The following is a 16,361-nucleotide window of genomic DNA, read 5'->3' as shown; positions in this document are numbered from 1 at the left end:
GCACAGGATGATGGTCACCAGCGCCGGGATGTTGAGCCCGAGCACGAGCCAGCCGTCGAGCAGCGCATCGAGCCGGCGCCAGCGTCCCATGGCGATGCCGATCGCGGCACCGATCGCCATCGCCAGCGCGAAGGCGACGGCCACGCGCGCGAGGGTGATGGCCAGATGGGTGGGGAGCGCGAGCGAGGCGGTCTCCGCGGCGATGCGCGCGAACACTGTGGCCGGCGGGGGCAGCGTGGAACTGGCGAAGAGCGTTGCTGCGAGCTGCCACAGCACAAGGAAGGCGGCGAGCGACACCGCGCGCAACCACCCTTCGCCCTGCGGGCCGCGGCGTTTCATCGCTCGCCTGAGCGGCGCGGCCGGCAGCGGCCAGGGCGCGGAATCATCGGCACCAGCCTTCATCAGCGCGGTGCGCCCGTGCGCCAGAAGGTGCCCGCGGGCAGTGCGGTGGCGCTGCCGACGAGCTCGGCGCCGCCCTCCTGCGCGAGGATCGCGAACACGCGCCGCGCAGTGCGCTCGGCCTGCGCGACGTCCTCGCCGGGAATGCCTGCGCGAAAACCATCGCGCAAGGCCGCGAGCGTCGCGTCGTCCTCGGCGCGCGTGAGCGGGCGCAGCTCCTCCCACACCGCGTCGGAGGTCTGCATGTGGCGCCGTGCCTGGGCACCCGCACGCAGGAAGCCTTCGAAGGCCGCGCGGTTCTTCGCCGCCCATTCGTCACGGAACACCCAGCCGATCATCGGCAACTCGCCATCCACGCCAAGCCCCTTAAGGACCTCGTCGAGGGACAGGAGTTCGCGCATCCCCGCCGCGCGCAGGCGCGCAGAGAAATGCCAGAAGTTCATCACCGCCGGGAGTTCGCCCTTGAGCATCAGCGCGTTGAGCAGCGGCGGTGCGCCGAAGTCGGGTTTCACCAGCGTCGCGGCGTCCTCGCCGACGGTCTTGCGCGCATAGGCGCGCAGCAAGAGCCAGCTCTTGTCGAGCGCACCGCCGGCGACCCCCAGGCGCTGCCCGCGCAGGTCTGCGATGGTGCGCACGTTCGCATCCGGTCGCACCATGATGCCGCCCACGGCACGCGAATACGGGACGAAGGCGAAGTCGCGCCCCTCGGCGCGCTGGCGCGCGACCCAGATCCAGTCATTGACGATGAGATCGACCGCCCCGCCCTGCAGCGCGACGTTCGCCGCGTCCTTCTGCGCCAGCGGCACCACCTCGATGCGCACGCCTTCGCGTTCGGCAAAGCCCTGCCGCTTCATCACCTCGAGCTCCCAGCTCACGGTGCCGTACTGCAGCACGCCGATGCGGATCACGCCCGGGTCGGCCGCGCGTACCGGGACGATCAGGCAGGCGAAGAGCGCAGCGGCCGCAAGGCACGCACGCGTAAAGTGGCGCAGCATTGAAGTGTCTCCATCGTTCTTGTGTCGTCATCTGCCGGATCGAGCCGGCCGAGGTCGTACTACCAATGCAGGATTCGATCCAGCAATGCGTCGCCGGTTCGGATTCGCGCCGGGGGCCGATTCAACTGCTCCACGATGCAACACCTGCTCCATTTTGGAACACTCGGCGAAGAACCGCATGTCACGGACCGTTGAAGCGGCCCGGACACGCCCTTCAAGCATAGAGCATGATCAGGCAGCGTTTGCGAGCTGATGCAGTTCCTCATCCGTAAATAGGCGCGAGCGAGTGAGGAAGGTAAGCCCTTCCGGCCCCTCGAGGGAGAACATCCCGCCGCGACCTTCGACGACATCGATGATCAGTTGCGTGTGCTTCCAGTACTCGTACTGGGCGCGGCTGATGTAGAAGGGACTGCCGCCGATCTCGCCGAGCAGGATGTCGGCAGGACCGGTCAGGAATTCCGCGCGCAGATAGCACATCGGCGCGCTGCCGTCGCAGCAGCCGCCCGACTGGTGGAACATCACCGGGCCGTGCTTCGTGATGAGACGCGCGATGAGTTCTTCGGCACTTTCGGTGGCGATGACACGCTGGACCATGACTGACTCCTTGCACGCCGCGACGCGGCGAAAAAAAACGGGCGGCCTGGGCCGCCCGTGAATCTCGACCGCTGTTTACGGAAGAGAGGGAGAGAAGAACACCATGAGCAAGGCGGGCGTTTGGATGCGCCCGACCGGCCTCGCGCCCGGAAGAACTCGAGCGCAAGACCTTGGTAACGCGCTCAGAAGAACCCGAGCGCGTTGGGGCTGTAGCTCACCAGCAGGTTCTTGGTCTGCTGGTAGTGGTCGAGCATCATCTTGTGCGTCTCGCGGCCGATGCCCGACTGCTTGTAGCCGCCGAACGCGGCGTGTGCCGGGTACAGGTGGTAGCAGTTGGTCCACACGCGGCCGGCCTTGATCGCGCGGCCCATGCGGTAGGCGGTGCTGCCGTCGCGCGACCACACGCCGGCACCCAGGCCGTAGAGCGTGTCGTTGGCGATGGAGAGCGCCTCGGCCTCGTCCTTGAAGGTCGTCACCGACAGCACCGGCCCGAAGATTTCCTCCTGGAAGATGCGCATCTTGTTGTGGCCCTTGAACACCGTCGGCTTGATGTAGAAGCCTTCGGCGATGTCACCACCGAAGCGCGCCGCCTCGCCGCCGGTCAGCAGTTGTGCGCCTTCCTGCTTGCCGAGGTCGATGTAGGACATGATCTTCTGCATCTGCTCGGTCGAGGCTTGCGCGCCGATCATCGTCTCGGTATCGAGCGGGTTGCCCTGCTTGATCGCCTTCACGCGGGCGAGCGCGCGGTCCATGAACTTGTCGTAGATCGACTCGTGGATCAGGGCGCGCGACGGGCAGGTGCACACTTCGCCCTGGTTCAGCGCGAACAGCACGAAGCCCTCGATCGCCTTGTCGAAGAACTCGTCGTCGGCCGCGGCGACGTCCTCGAAGAACACGTTGGGCGACTTGCCGCCGAGTTCCAGCGTCACCGGGATGATGTTCTGCGACGCGGCCTGCATGATCAGGCGACCGGTCGTGGTCGAGCCGGTGAAGGCAATCTTGGCGATGCGGCTGCTGGTCGCGAGCGGCACGCCGGCTTCGCGGCCGAGGCCGTTGACGATGTTGAGCACGCCGGCGGGCAGCAGGTCGGCGATCAGCTCCATCAGCACGAGGATGCCTGTGGGGGTCGATTCGGCAGGCTTCAGCACCACGCAGTTGCCCGCCGCCAGCGCCGGCGCGAGCTTCCACGCCGCCATCAGGATCGGGAAGTTCCACGGGATGATCTGGCCCACGACGCCCAGCGGCTCGTGGAAGTGGTAGGCGACGGTGTTGTCGTCGAGTTCGGCGAGCGAGCCTTCCTGGGCGCGGATGCAACCGGCGAAGTAACGGAAGTGGTCGATCGCGAGCGGAATGTCGGCGGCCATCGTCTCGCGGATCGGCTTGCCGTTGTCGACCGTCTCCGCGTAGGCGACGAGTTCGAGGTTCTCCTCGATGCGGTCGGCGATGCGGGTCAGGATGCGGGCGCGCTCAGCGACGGGGGTGCGGCCCCACTTGTCGGCGGCGGCATGCGCGGCATCCAGCGCGAGTTCGATATCTTCGGCGCTGGAGCGCGCCACTTCGCAGAACTTGCGCCCGGTGATGGGGGTGATGTTGTCCATGTACTGCCCGCGCACCGGGGCAACCCACTTGCCGCCGATGAAGTTGTCGTAGCGCGTCTTGAACTGGACCTTGGCGCCTGCCTTGCCGGGCATCTCGTAGATCATTGAACTCGTCTCCAGAAGTGTTGGGTGGTCAAAACGCTGTCTTGCGTCGCCATCCCTTCCGCAGGCGGCGTGCCAGCCCTGTCGAATATTCGGAGTGAAAACTGTTTTCCTTTTGCGCACAGATATTTGCGCCTAGAAACCGGAATTTCGGCCGACGTTCCGCATGCATGTCCGCCCCTGTCCTCCGCTGCTCAACAAGACAACACCTGTCCCAATGCGTGACAGATGCGCCCGCTCGACGATTCCCTCACTTGCGCGAAACCCCGGTAGTAAAAGGGTTTCGTCTCGGAAGGAATGATTCATGCTTCATCGCACACCATGATGGAAGCTTCACCCCCGACATCCCGGCCGGAATCGCTCATCGCATCGTGGCAGCGCAGCCGCGAGCACGGGTTGCGACCGGACGAACCGCTCAATGACACGGCGCTCGCGCCGGGAGAACTCACGGACCGCATCGCCGCAAACAACCGCCTGCTGGCGTTCTCGCGCCCGATGATCGAAGGCCTGTACCGCCAGATCGGCAGCCCGTCCTCCACGGTGCTGCTGGCCGACCGTCAGGGCATGATCCTCAGCGCGTTGGGCCACACCGACTTTCTCGACCGCGCCAGCCGGGTTGCGCTGCGACCCGGCGTCGACTGGAGCGAGGCCGTGATGGGCACCAACGCGATCGGCACGGCGCTGCACACCGGCGCAGTCGTCACCGTTCAGGGCGACCAGCATTACCTCGCGCGCAACCGCATCCTGACCTGCGTCGCCACCCCCATCCTCGCGCCGACCGGCGGCATGCTCGGCATCCTCGACGTGTCGTCGGACGCGCGCGAGAACCTGACCCATGCCGAGGCCCTGCTGCGCACCACGGCCGAACTGATCGAACACCGCCTGCTCGAAACGCTGGACGACGGCTTCCTTACCCTGCACTTCCACACACGCCGCGATGCGCTCGCAGATCCCCTGCACGCCCTCGTCGTATTCGACGAAGGCGGCCGGCTCGTCGCCAGCAACCGCAAGGGACGCGGCATGCTCGGGCTGGACGCGCGGCATCCCGCGACGACCTACGAAGCCTGCTTCGCAACGCCCTGGAGCAGTCTCGTCGCGCTGGCCGCGCAGGCGCCCGACGCCCCCTTCCCGCTCTACGACCTGAAGGGACGCACACTCATCGCGCGCGCCAACCTGCGGTCGCGGCGCCGCGCCGACAAGGAATCCCGCGCCGGAACCGCCCGCCGCGACGACTCACGCCTGGGTGCGATCGCCCACGGCGACGGACGCATGGCGCGCATCGTCGACACGCTGCGCAACTGCGCGACCGAATGGACACCGCTGCTGATCGAAGGAGAGATGGGGACCGGCAAGGCGCATCTCGTGCGCGCCTTCCATGAAGACCACAAACCGACCGTGGACGCACCGCTGATCGGCATCGACTGCACAGCCCTGCCCGACGGCGAAGCCGCGGCGGCGGAACTCGATCGCGCCTGGGCACAGGCCGCCAACGGCATCCTCTTCCTGGTGGAGATCGACGCCCTGCCCGCCACGCTGCAGGCGCGGCTCTTCGACGCCCACGACGGCAGCCGCGCCCGCGTGATCGGTGCCGCACGGCAGCCGCTCGCCGAGCTGCGCCGCGATGGTCGACTCGACCTGCGCACCTTCGAGGCGTCCGGCGGCCACATCATCAGCCTGCCGCCCCTGCGCGAGCGCGATGACTTCGATGAGCTGGTGCGCCATTTCGTGCGCGAGGCCGGCGGCGGGCGGTCGATCTATGTCTGCCCCGAAGCCCTCGCGCTGCTGCATCGCCACCGCTGGCCCGGCAATCTGCGCGAACTGCGCAACCAGCTCCGCCTCATGCTCGCCCTGATGGGCGACGAGGCCAGCCAGCTGTGCCCCGAGGACATCCCGCCGGAACTGTTCGAGAACGCGGCGTGAGCCTTCGCCGGATCAGGCTGGCTGCACCGCCTCGCTGCGCGCCCGGGCGAGCGGCAGCAGCTGGATCGCCATCACGCACGCGAAGATCAGCCCGCCGCCCACCAACTGCATCGGCGTGAGCACCTCGCCGACCAAGATGCGCGCAGCGAGTGCAGCAAACAAGGTCTCGCAGCTCAGCAGGATCGCCGCATCGGCCGCGAGCGTGTGGCGCTGCGCGACCACCTGCAGCGTGAATCCCAAGCCGACCGAGAGGATGCCCGCGTAGGCGATCGACGGCAGCGCGCGCTCCAGCGCGTCCAGGCTAACGACCTCGGCGTAAAAACCGCTCGCCATGCCCAGCACGCCGCACATCACGAACTGCAGGCACGCGATCGTGATCGGCGCCCCGTGGCGCGCGGCGACCCGTCCTACCATCATCACGTGTGCCGCCCAGAACAGCGCGCTCGCGATCACCCACAGGTCGCCCGTCGACAGCGCCGAAAGGCTGCCGCCGCCGAGCAGGAAGGTGCCGCCCAGGCAGCCGGCGCTCGCCGGCCACACCGACCAGTGCAGGCGCTCGCGCAACAGCAGCGCGCTCGCGACCGGCACCAGCGGCACATACAGGGCGGTGAGAAATCCGGCATTGCTCACGGTGGTGCCGGCGATGCCAATCTGCTGGAAGGCCGCGCCGAGGAACAGCACCACGCCCAGCACAAGGCCGCCGGCCAGGTCGCGGCCATCCAGCCACACGCCGCGCCGCCCGAGGCGGCGCAGCTCGCGCGCGACCAGGGGCAGGATCACCACGGCGCCGAACAGGAAGCGCACACCGGTGAAGGTGAAGGGCCCCACGTCGCGCATGCCCGCCTGCTGGGCAACGAAGGCCGTTCCCCAGATCAGTGCTGCAACCAGCAGGAGGCCGTTGGCCTGCGCGCGCTTCATTCACCGGCTCCCATACAATTCATCTCGCCGCGATGCGGCCGAGGCGCCTTTATACCCGAGCAGCGGTCATCGCAGACGGTGCAAAAATGCCTTGCTTGAACAAATCGCCAATCAACCCTGCTCTTTCGTCAGATTAGTGGTATTTCGCTACAAAATTATCGATTCTGTTTGACGCCCGCATCCTTCAAAGTTCGGCCCTGCAAATCGGCATCGACCAGGGCCGTGAAGCTACGACCGGGCCCGGCGAACCACTCCTCGCCGGACCCGGTCGAACCCAATCCTTAAACCGCCGCGTACGACGCGTGACCCGGGGCAGACCACGACCATGACGAATCTCAACGTTAGCCTGATTGGCGTTCCCACCGACGTAGGCGCCGGCACGCGCGGCGCCAGCATGGGCCCCGAGGCCCTGCGCGTTGCCGACATTCACGCGGCGATCGCGGCCTTCGGCGCGGACGTGCGCGACTGCGGCGACCTCGCTGGCCCCGCGAATCCCAACCTGCCCGCAGTCGACGGCTTCCGCCATCTGCATCAGGTCGCGCAGTGGAACGAGATCCTGCATGAGGCCGTTTATGCCGAACTGCGTGCGGGCCGGCTGCCGGTGATGCTCGGCGGCGACCACTGCCTCGCGATCGGCTCGATCAGCGCCGTCGCGCGCCATTGCCGCAGCGTCGGCAAGAAGCTGCGCGTGCTGTGGTTCGATGCGCACGCCGACCTCAACACCGCGACGATGACGCCTTCCGGCAACATCCACGGTATGCCGGTCGCCTGCCTGTGCGGCCACGGCCCGGAAGTGCTGACGCGCATCGGGGGCCACATCCCGGCGATGCTCCCGGCCGAGATCCGCCAGATCGGCATCCGCAGTGTCGACGAGGGCGAAAAGCGCTTCCTGTGCGAACTCGGCGTGGAAGTGTTCGACATGCGCTACATCGACGAAGTCGGCATGCGTGCCGTGATGGAACAGGCGCTCGCCGGCGTCGACGAAAACACGCACCTGCACGTCAGCCTCGATGTCGATTTCCTCGACCCGACCATCGCACCGGGCGTCGGCACCACCGTGCGCGGCGGCCCCACCTACCGCGAGGCCGAGCTGTGCATGGAGATGATCGCCGACACCGAGCAGCTCGCCTCGCTCGACATCGTCGAACTCAACCCCGCGCTGGACCACCGCAACATGACCGCCGAACTGGCTGTCGATCTCGTCGAGAGCCTGTTCGGCAAGAGCACGCTGATGCGCATGCACCGGCAGACGCGCGGCAACCGCTGAACGGTCAGCCGTCTCGGTGCTGCCGGGTTCAGAAGTCGAGCCGCAGCGACACCCAGTGGCGACGGCCGACGACACGGTCGGCCGGGCTGCCGTTGGACTTGAACTCGCCGTGGTCGCCGTCGAGCGACTGCACCGTGTAGGCCACTTCGCCACCCTGCCCCGCGATGCGGAACGGGTAGCCCAGACGCGCGTCGGTGCGCACGTAGCTCCCGACCGCTGTGTTGCGCGTCCATCGCATTGGATCGACCCAGTAGCGCGCAATGGAGCCCTCCAGTCCGTACGGCAGCTTCTGCATCCACAGCAGGGATGAGGCTCGCCGCGGCGCGGATTCCTCGGCGAACGCGTCGACCAGCTCCTTGCGGCCGCGGCGGGTCACGAGGTTGCTCACAGGCGTGAGCGCCCCGCTCGAGTATTCGCTGTCGATGCGGATGAAGCTCTGCGACACCATCAGGCGCGTCGCGTCGAGCGGCTGCCACTTCCACTGATACTCGATGCCGTCGATGCGGATATCCTGGATCGGCACCACCTGATCCCCCAGCCGGTCGCGCACGTTGGGATCGACCTGGAACAGGCGGTCGCCCACGCGTTCGCGGAAGCGCCGCACGTCCAGGCTCATGCGCCAGTCCTTCCAGTCACCGAGGTAGCCGACTTCCCAGCTGTCCAGACTCTCGGCCGGCAGGTTGCGCGTTCCGGTCAGCTCCGCGCGCGTCGCGCTGCTGCGGAAGTTCGCGCGGTAGTCGAGGATGCTGGCCGTACGCCACGCCCGCGTATAGCCGACGCGGACGGTATTCGCGGTGTTCAGGTGAAAGCTTCCGCTCGCGCGCGACGACACGTTGTTGCCTGCGATCGAATCGTATTCGGACGAAAAGCCGAGGTTGCCCGTGAACCATGCCGCCGGCGCCCATTCCGCGTTCGCGAAGGCGCGGCTGACGTCGCGCGACACCTTGCCCTGCCCGTACAGCATGCTCTTCGAGCGCAACGTGTTCTGCCGCCAGCTCGCGCCCCACACGAGCCGCGTCTTGTCGAAGGGCGAGAAGGTGTGCTGCGCCTCGACCTCGTTGCGGTGACCGCGGTCACCGGATTCGTCAACATGCGCAAAACCGGCCGGAAGACCGGGGTCGACATAGTCGTCGCTCGCCTCGTCCACCGAATAGGCATAGCGCAGCGAGAAGTCGGAATCCTCGGACAGGGTGCGCAGCCAGCGCAGCTGCAGCCAGGTGCTCGACTGGTCGAAATCGCGGATCGGATTCTCCGGATCGCTGCGGAACAACTCGCCGCTGCGGTTCACGAAGTCCTTGTCCAGTCGTCCGACGGTCATCACCCCCTCGATCCGGCCCGCATGCATGTCGAGTTCGTCGCGCAAGCCGAGGCGCCAGGTGGCGCGCATGTCCAGCAGGCGCGAACGGAAGCTGTCGATCCAGTCATACCGGTCCTCCAGCCCGTCGTCGTCGAGCTGCTGGTAGGTCACGCGCAGCTCGCCGTCCTCACCCAGCCGCGCGCCGCCGCGCAGCGTGTAGTCGCGAACCCCCTGGCTGCCGTGGTTCGCCGCCACCGACACGCCGCGCACGAGCGCGGGATCGACGGTGATGATGTTGATCACGCCGAGGAAGGCGTTCGTGCCGTAAGACGTGGTGTTGGAACCGCGCACGACCTCGATGCGCTCGATGTCCTCGAGGGCGACCGGCATCAGCGCCCAGTTCACACCGCTGCGGAACAGCGGCGAATGCAGCGAGCGGCCATCCACCAGCACCTGCACGCGCGGCGAGTAGTCCTCGTCGGTGATGCCGTGATAGGTCACCCGCGCCGGATCCGTGTTGTGCGGAAAGGTCTGGAAGCCCGGCACAAGCCGGAACACGTCGTTGAGCGCGCGCACGCCCGCAGCCTTGATCGTCTCGCGGTCGATGACCGTGACCGCCGTCGGCGCATCCACCTGCCGCTGCGGCAGGCGGCTCACGCTCGCCACCACGGGCAATTCGCTGAAGAACAGATTGTCGTCGGCCCCCATCGCTGCGCCCGCAAGCGTTGCCGTCACGGCCATGACGGAAGCCCGCACGGTGCCGATTTTTCTTGTATTCACCTGCACACGACTCCCTTCGTCACGACGCAAAGTGCATGAGTATCGAAGCAGCCCTGCTGCGCGTCAATCACGCCCGCAAGCGCGAATGGAAGCCGCGGCAGCCACAACGCATGCAGCCGCCCGAACGCGAATCCGGCGCCGTGCCGGAACCCGCCGCACCGGTCACCGATCTTCCTGAAGGAAATGGGCGCGTTGCGTGCCCGCTTCGGGCGATACTGGCACCCCCACTCCCGCTGCCGGGGAAGGCGGCTGCCGGCCCACGGCATCGACGGGATCGACAAGGACGGACTCGAACCATGAAGCAGCTCGACGAATTGCTGGCGCGAATCCAGTCGCTGCAAGAGGATCTGGAAGCGGAGTACCGTGAGCGCCGCGAGGAACTCGAGCGCAAGCGCCTCGAGCTGGCCGATAACTTCCTGCGCCAGCAGCGGCGCTACAAGATCGGCCTGGTCCGCTACCTGCGCCGCACCAGGCTGCTGGTCGCGCTGACCTCGCCGGTGATCTACCTCGGATGGATCCCGTTCCTGCTGATGGATCTCTTCGTGACCGTCTATCAGGCGATCTGCTTCCCGGTCTACCGCATTCCCAAGGTGCGCCGCTCCGACTACATGGTGTTCGACCGCAGCGAACTTCCCTACCTGAACCTGATCGAGAAGTTCAACTGCTTCTACTGCTCCTACGGCAACGGCGTCGCCGCGTACACGCGCGAAGTCGCCGCCCGTACAGAACAGTACTGGTGCCCGATCAAGCACGCGCGCCGCATTCACCAGGCCCACGAGCGCTATCCGCACTTCTTCGACTACGGCGACGGCGAGGCCTTCCGCGCCGGGCTCGCGCGCCTGCGGCGGCAGTATGAGGAAGACGCACCACCCGACGCCGGACAGGCGGCGCACAAGCCCGACTGAATCGCCCCGCCGTGCCGGGACACGCAAGGCCGGCGACCGCCTCCCCCGAACATTCTGCCCAAAGCTGCCACAGTGCCCGTTGTGCCCTTAGAATGCGCCCCGCTGCACCCAAAACAACAACACAGGATATAGCGCATGCATTCGCGCAAGGCATTGCCGGCCCTCACGGTCGGTGCGATCGGCGTGGTGTTCGGCGACATCGGCACGAGTCCGCTCTACGCCCTGAAGGAAATCTTCAACGGCCACCACCCCATCCCCGTCACCCCTGAAAACATCCTCGGCATCCTGTCAATGGTGTTCTGGTCGATCATGGTGCTGGTGACGCTCAAGTACGTGCTGATCATCATGCGGGCAGACAACCGCGGCGAAGGCGGTTCGCTGGCGCTGCTCGCGCTGATCGTCGACAAGGCGAAGAGCCGGCGGCTCACCTGGGTCGTGTCGATGCTGGGGGTGTTCGCGGCGGCGCTGTTCTACGGCGACAGCATGATCACGCCGGCCATCTCCGTGCTGTCCGCGGTCGAAGGCCTCGGCATCGTCGCGCCGGGGATGCAATCCTTCGTGGTGCCCCTGACAGTCCTCATCCTCACCGTACTGTTCATGATCCAGCGCCGCGGCACCGGCGCCGTCGGCCTGTTCTTCGGCCCCGTCATGGTGGGCTGGTTCGCTGTGCTGGCCGTGCTGGGGGTCAACGAGATCATCCGCCACCCGGAAGTGCTCGCGGCCCTGAACCCGCTGTACGCGCTCGGCTTCATCGGCAATCACACCTCCCTGGCCTTCCTTGCGCTCGGTGCGGTCGTGCTCGCCGTGACCGGCGGCGAGGCGCTCTACACCGACATGGGCCATTTCGGCCCCTTCCCGATCCGCCTCGCGTGGTTCGGCTTCGTGATGCCGGCCCTGGTGCTCAACTACTTCGGCCAGGGCGCGCTGCTGCTGAACGAGCCGGCAGCGATCGAGAGCCCCTTCTACCACCTCGGACCGTCATGGGCCACGATTCCCATGCTGATTCTCGCCACGCTCGCCACGGTGATCGCCTCGCAGGCCGTCATCTCGGGCGCCTTCTCGGTGGCGCGCCAGGCCGTCCAGATGGGCCTGCTGCCGCGCATGCTGATCGTGCACACCTCCGGCCAGGAGCAGGGGCAGATCTACGTACCCTTCACCAACTGGACGCTCTATCTCGCCGTGATCGCGCTGGTGCTGGGCTTCCAGAACTCCTCCAACCTTGCCGCCGCGTACGGCATCGCCGTCACCGGTACGATGATGATCGACACCGTACTCATCGCCTTCGTGATGATCCTGCTGTGGCGCTGGAACCGATTGCTCGTCGCCCTCGTGGCCGGCTCGCTGCTCGCCGTCGACATCGCCTTCTTCGCCGCCAACGCGATCAAGATCCCGCAGGGCGGATGGTTCCCGATCGCGATGGGAATCGTCTCCTTCACGGTGCTGACGACGTGGCGCCGCGGACGCAGCCTCGTGCAGGAGGAAATCGCCAGGCAGGGCCTGTCGATGAACGACTTCATGGCCATGATCGGCAGCGTGCATCGCGTGCAAGGCACCGCTGTGTTCATGACCAGCTCCAAGGACGGCGTGCCCGCGGCCCTGCTGCACAACCTCAAGCACAACCAGGTCCTGCACGAACGCGTCGTCCTCGTCACCGTGCAGACCGCCGACACCCCCTACGTCAGCGAGCTCGACCGCATCTACCTGCACCACCTGAAGCAGGGCTTCATCCGCGTGGTCCTGCGCTACGGCTTCATGGAAGACCCGGACATCCCGAGCGCGCTGGACCACTGCAGCCGCTTCGGCGAACCCTTCGACATGATGGAAACGACCTTCTACCTGTCGCGCGAAACAGTGATCCCGCGCCTGAACCGCAGCCGCTTCGCAGGGTGGCGCGCGCGTCTGTTCGCGTTCATGACCAAGAATGCGACCAGTGCGACCGATTTCTTCCGCATCCCGAACAATCGCGTCGTCGAGCTCGGCACGCAGCTCGTGATCTGATGTCCTGACGATCGAGTCGGCAATCCGATACCGCCGTTCGCCCTGAGCTCGTCGAAGGGCAGGCGCAGGGCTCCGACTGCCTGCGCTACCGATCCTGCGGAGGTTCGCGGAAGTGCGCTTCCGCGAGTTGCGCCGCCACCGCCCACAAGGCCGGCGCGCCGCGCTCGATGGGCGGACGGCAGCGGGCCTCGACCTGATCCAGCGTCACCGCGCACTCGACCCAGGTGCCGCCGTCGGTCGCGGCGTTGTGCAGCATCGGCTGGAAGCGGTCGAGCGCCTTGGCGAACTTTGCGTCGTCGCTCTCGGCTGCCTCGAACTCGAACCACAGCTCGCGGAATTCGGCGGCCTGCCCTTCCGGCAGCAGTCCGAAGATGCGCTCGGCGGCCAGCCGCTCGCGCTCGGCCTGCCCGGCGTGGGTCGACGGAACGTGGAAGGGCACATCACCCGCGTCGATCTCGACGATGTCATGGATCAGCAGCATCTTGACGACGCGCACCACATCGACCGTGCCGGCGGCATGCTCGGCCAGCACCAGCGCGTACATCGCGAGATGCCAGGAATGCTCGGCGCTGTTCTCGCGCCGCGAGCGATCGATCAGCGGCGACAGGCGCACGACGCTCTTGAGGCGGTCGATCTCCTGCAGGAAGGCCAGTTGCCGGTGGAGGACGGACAGGTTCACCATGCTGCGGGCTCGATGAGGCTGCGGGGCCGCGATTTTAGCAGAGCCCGGCGAGCCCTTCGCCGCTCCTCCCGATGCAAAAGGGCCGGATGCCCTGGCATCCGGCCCTTGAAGCCCTTGGCTGCAAGCGCGCTTACTTCTTCGCCGCCGCGGTCTCCTTCTTCATCGCTTCGATGATAGGCTTGAAGGGCCCGTACTTGTGCTGCTCGGGGGTAAAGCCATCGCGATAAGGCGGGAAGTGCGCATCGACCGGCTTGTTGAAGCGCGCCGGGAAATCCACGTCCAGGTTGGCCTTTGTCGGCCTCGGCTGGCTGTTGATGTAGGCTGCCACATCGAAAGCCTGCTCCTCGGTCAGGACCGGCGCATCCGCGGTGATGCCCTTGGGCATGTTGTTGCGGATGAAGCGCGCGGCCATGATCACGCGGTTCATGCCTGCACCGTTGTTGTAGCTGTCCGCCCCCCACAACGGCGGATTGACATAACCTTGCGCATCACCGGCCTGCCCCACGCGCACGCCCTGGCCTTCCGGGCCATGACACGCCACGCAGAACTGATCATAGACCTGCTTGCCCTGGACCGGATCGGCCGCCCGATCCGGGAATTTGCTCGGTTTCGGCAGCCCCAGGCCGGCCACGTTCGCGCCGACCGGCACGTTCGACGACATGAAGTGCATATAGGTCATCACCGCCTTCATCTCGACGCTATCGAGCGGAAGCGGGCGCCCGTTCATTGAACGCTCCATGCAGCCGTTGATGCGATCTTCCATCGTCTGCACGGCGTTTTCGCGCGCCTTGTATCCCGGGTAACCGATGTAAGTGCCGACAAACCCGTTGCCGTCCTTCTTCGTGCCGCCATCGATATGGCAGGATCCGCAGGCCAGGTTGTTGCCCGCAAAACGCTTGGCGGGATCGGCAACTTCAGGGCCGATGAACTGGTAGGTCTTCAGCACGAGATCGCGGCCCATGCGCACCATCTGGCCATACTTGTCGTTGGGCAGCTTTTCGACGTCGGGAACGACCCACGGATACGCCGCCGGTGCTGCAGGTGCGGCCGCTGCGGGTGCTGCAGGCGCCGGCTGGGCCGGTTCGGCTGCGATCGAAGTTCCCGCGATTGCCGCCAGGGCGACCGCCACTGCATTCAGTTTCGCGCTCATCATAGCCTCCTTCCTGATTGGTCATCCTTACGGGTATCGCTGCTTCCGAACTGCGTTTCCACGGTTTGAACAATAGACGGATGGCATCTATGCAGAAATCGGTATGAGGGCCTGTTTGGCTAGATCAATCTCCCTATAGATGAGCAGGATTGGAGACGCTATAAAACCACTCTTCAATCAGACGTCTTATCAAACGGAGCGCTTGCCAGTACCCCGAAAGGGCTGCAATGGGAGCACCGCCGATCGGCGATGCTTATCATCGCGACGCCCGCCGACCGACCTCAGACGGCCGTGTTCGACAGGCTGCTCACGCGCCCGACCATGCTACATAGCGGCTTATCGCTCGCGTGCAGCTTCATGGAATGCACCACCGACGGGCGAAAACACATACTCCAGCACGGTCCGTTCAGCGATCCTGATCTCGGCTGTGACCTGCATACCCGTCGTCAGCGGATAGTCCCGTCCATCGGCTACGAGCACGGGTGAGGGCAATGCAATCAGTGCTCGATACATCGGCGCCCCCTGCGCCCGGCCCGAACCGTCCGCCGCCCCCTTTCCGGGTTCCGTCGCATCGGGGCTCACATGTTTCACACTTCCGCGGACCATGCCGTATTTCTGGAATGCGAAGGCTGCCAGCTTGAGTTGCACCTCCTGTCCCGGGTGAACGAAGCCGATGTCCTGGTTATCGATCCACACCTCCCCCACCAGTGGATCGCTGTCGGGCACAACCGTCATCAACACGGTGCCCGGCGCAACTACCGTTCCCTCCGTGTGGGTTGCAAGATCCTTCACGATCCCGGCACTCGGCGCCTTCAGTTCCAGCAGCGTCCCCCGGTGCTCGAGCTTGCGCACCTCCTGCTCCAGCCGTTGGTAAGCAGCCGAGACGTCAACGCGTTCCCGGAGCAACTGTTGACGATGCTGCGATTTCATCTCCTTCAATCGCCGCTCCGACTGCTCGATTGCCGCGCGATGCGAGGTAATCGTATGCTCCTGCGCACGCAGATCCTGCTCCCGCTCGATACGCAGACGCTGTCGGTCCATGGCCGCCAGGTTTCCCGCGTATCCGTCCTTTGCAAGCCGGCTGAATGCCTCTTCACTCGCCTGATAAGCCGGCAGAGTCGCCTCCAGCTTCCGCCTGATCTGCTCGGCCGCCGCCAACTCCTGCCGGGCGCGTTCGAGATTCGAGGCCTCCTGCGCCAAGGCATCGTCCAGCGCTTGCCGATTCGCGGCAAGTTGCCGGGCATATTCCAGGTGGAGGGCCGGAGGATCGTCGGCGCCCGGCTTCAGCGCCTCGCCGGACAACTCAGCGTCGATACGCCGCAACTGCAAGGATTTGTGCATGAACTCGGCGGTCACCGACTTGCGATCCGCCTCGTTGAGCAAGGGGTCCATCCGCATCAAGACCTGCCCGGCCGCCACCCGGTCACCCTCCCGCACCAGAAGCTCGGTGACGATTCCGGACTCGGGCGGCTGCACGACCTTCAGTTGTCCGACGGGGATCAGGCGTCCATTGGCGACCGCCACCACATCCAGCTTGCCGAACCAGGCCCAGAGGATCAGCGCGGCGAGCAATGACACCAGTACGAGAATCACCGCTCGCGGGAATGGCGACGGAGGAGCGTCAAAACGCAACAGGCCGGGCGCGAACTCGCCGGCCTCGGCCTTCAAACTACATACACGGCTCAGATTGGGCATGAATCAATCATCAAATGGGCAAACGGCGCCGGCCGAACGACCGGCGCCTCCGGTCATGTCT

At 66.1% G+C, this 16,361-nt stretch carries 13 protein-coding genes; 4 read left to right on the top strand and 9 right to left on the bottom strand.

Translation table 11 applies throughout. The features are described 5' to 3' along the window. The 4 genes from GO615_RS13235 to adh form a co-directional block, all read right to left on the bottom strand. Positions 1 to 339, bottom strand: a 339-nt coding sequence (locus GO615_RS13235; RefSeq protein WP_369333964.1) for an ABC transporter permease, incomplete at its 3' end; no start/stop codon positions are given. A 62-nt stretch (positions 340 to 401) separates the two neighbouring features. Then, positions 402 to 1,394 carry an ABC transporter substrate-binding protein gene (locus GO615_RS13230; RefSeq protein ID WP_169128729.1) on the bottom strand — a complete coding sequence of 331 codons (993 nt, stop codon included), beginning with the start codon at positions 1,392 to 1,394 and terminating at the stop codon, positions 402 to 404. Positions 1,395 to 1,625: 231 nt separating this feature from the next. Next, complete coding sequence (locus tag GO615_RS13225) at positions 1,626 to 1,988, bottom strand: DUF779 domain-containing protein (protein WP_169128727.1); 363 nt, start codon at positions 1,986 to 1,988, stop codon at positions 1,626 to 1,628. Positions 1,989 to 2,170: 182 nt separating this feature from the next. Further along, the gene (gene adh / locus GO615_RS13220; protein ID WP_169128725.1) at positions 2,171 to 3,691 is read right to left on the bottom strand and encodes an aldehyde dehydrogenase; all 1,521 of its coding nucleotides are present in this window, start codon (positions 3,689 to 3,691) and stop codon (positions 2,171 to 2,173) included. A gap of 294 nt (positions 3,692 to 3,985) precedes the next feature. Between adh and GO615_RS13215 the strand changes: the two genes are divergently transcribed. Continuing rightward, entirely contained in the window at positions 3,986 to 5,608 is a 1,623-nt protein-coding gene (locus GO615_RS13215; protein WP_500676349.1) for a sigma-54-dependent Fis family transcriptional regulator, read from the top strand. A 12-nt stretch (positions 5,609 to 5,620) separates the two neighbouring features. Here GO615_RS13215 and GO615_RS13210 read toward each other — a convergent pair whose 3' ends face one another. Beyond that, entirely contained in the window at positions 5,621 to 6,526 is a 906-nt protein-coding gene (locus GO615_RS13210; RefSeq protein ID WP_169128721.1) for a DMT family transporter, read from the bottom strand. 325 nt (positions 6,527 to 6,851) lie between these two features. Between GO615_RS13210 and rocF the strand changes: the two genes are divergently transcribed. After that, the gene (gene rocF, locus GO615_RS13205) at positions 6,852 to 7,793 is read left to right on the top strand and encodes an arginase (protein WP_169128719.1); all 942 of its coding nucleotides are present in this window, start codon (positions 6,852 to 6,854) and stop codon (positions 7,791 to 7,793) included. A gap of 28 nt (positions 7,794 to 7,821) precedes the next feature. Here the strand turns inward: rocF and GO615_RS13200 are convergent, their stop codons facing one another. Next, entirely contained in the window at positions 7,822 to 9,870 is a 2,049-nt protein-coding gene (locus GO615_RS13200; RefSeq protein ID WP_169128716.1) for a TonB-dependent receptor domain-containing protein, read from the bottom strand. A gap of 296 nt (positions 9,871 to 10,166) precedes the next feature. On the opposite strand from GO615_RS13200, the gene GO615_RS13195 reads away from it, so the two are divergent. Further along, positions 10,167 to 10,775 carry a hypothetical protein gene (locus tag GO615_RS13195; protein ID WP_169128714.1) on the top strand — a complete coding sequence of 203 codons (609 nt, stop codon included), beginning with the start codon at positions 10,167 to 10,169 and terminating at the stop codon, positions 10,773 to 10,775. A gap of 135 nt (positions 10,776 to 10,910) precedes the next feature. Beyond that, entirely contained in the window at positions 10,911 to 12,773 is a 1,863-nt protein-coding gene (locus tag GO615_RS13190) for a potassium transporter Kup (protein ID WP_169128712.1), read from the top strand. A gap of 85 nt (positions 12,774 to 12,858) precedes the next feature. Here GO615_RS13190 and GO615_RS13185 read toward each other — a convergent pair whose 3' ends face one another. The 3 genes from GO615_RS13185 to GO615_RS13175 form a co-directional block, all read right to left on the bottom strand. After that, positions 12,859 to 13,455, bottom strand: a complete 597-nt coding sequence (locus GO615_RS13185; protein ID WP_211167091.1) for an HD domain-containing protein — start codon at positions 13,453 to 13,455, stop codon at positions 12,859 to 12,861. A gap of 130 nt (positions 13,456 to 13,585) precedes the next feature. After that, a complete protein-coding gene (locus tag GO615_RS29380; protein ID WP_211167090.1) occupies positions 13,586 to 14,584 on the bottom strand; it encodes a c-type cytochrome in 999 nt (332 codons plus the stop codon). Positions 14,585 to 14,941: 357 nt separating this feature from the next. Beyond that, a complete protein-coding gene (locus tag GO615_RS13175) occupies positions 14,942 to 16,300 on the bottom strand; it encodes an HlyD family type I secretion periplasmic adaptor subunit (RefSeq protein WP_169128708.1) in 1,359 nt (452 codons plus the stop codon). Between the last annotated feature and the right edge of the window lie 61 nt (positions 16,301 to 16,361).

It is taken from the genome of Aromatoleum evansii (genome assembly GCF_012910805.1).
Classification (GTDB): Bacteria; Pseudomonadota; Gammaproteobacteria; order Burkholderiales; family Rhodocyclaceae; genus Aromatoleum; species Aromatoleum evansii.
Note: the sequence above shows the minus strand (reverse complement) of the source record. Positions and strands in the feature narration are given on the sequence as shown.

Coding starts and splice junctions, on each gene's coding strand:
- GO615_RS13230 (WP_169128729.1), bottom strand. CDS start 1,394: ATGCTGCGCCACTTTACGCGTGCGTGCCTTGCGGCCGCTGCGCTCTTC.
- adh (WP_169128725.1), bottom strand. CDS start 3,691: ATGATCTACGAGATGCCCGGCAAGGCAGGCGCCAAGGTCCAGTTCAAG.
- GO615_RS13215 (WP_500676349.1), top strand. CDS start 3,986: ATGATTCATGCTTCATCGCACACCATGATGGAAGCTTCACCCCCGACA.
- GO615_RS13190 (WP_169128712.1), top strand. CDS start 10,911: ATGCATTCGCGCAAGGCATTGCCGGCCCTCACGGTCGGTGCGATCGGC.
- GO615_RS13185 (WP_211167091.1), bottom strand. CDS start 13,455: ATGGTGAACCTGTCCGTCCTCCACCGGCAACTGGCCTTCCTGCAGGAG.
- GO615_RS13210 (WP_169128721.1), bottom strand. CDS start 6,526: ATGAAGCGCGCGCAGGCCAACGGCCTCCTGCTGGTTGCAGCACTGATC.
- GO615_RS13195 (WP_169128714.1), top strand. CDS start 10,167: ATGAAGCAGCTCGACGAATTGCTGGCGCGAATCCAGTCGCTGCAAGAG.
- rocF (WP_169128719.1), top strand. CDS start 6,852: ATGACGAATCTCAACGTTAGCCTGATTGGCGTTCCCACCGACGTAGGC.
- GO615_RS13175 (WP_169128708.1), bottom strand. CDS start 16,300: ATGCCCAATCTGAGCCGTGTATGTAGTTTGAAGGCCGAGGCCGGCGAG.
- GO615_RS13225 (WP_169128727.1), bottom strand. CDS start 1,988: ATGGTCCAGCGTGTCATCGCCACCGAAAGTGCCGAAGAACTCATCGCG.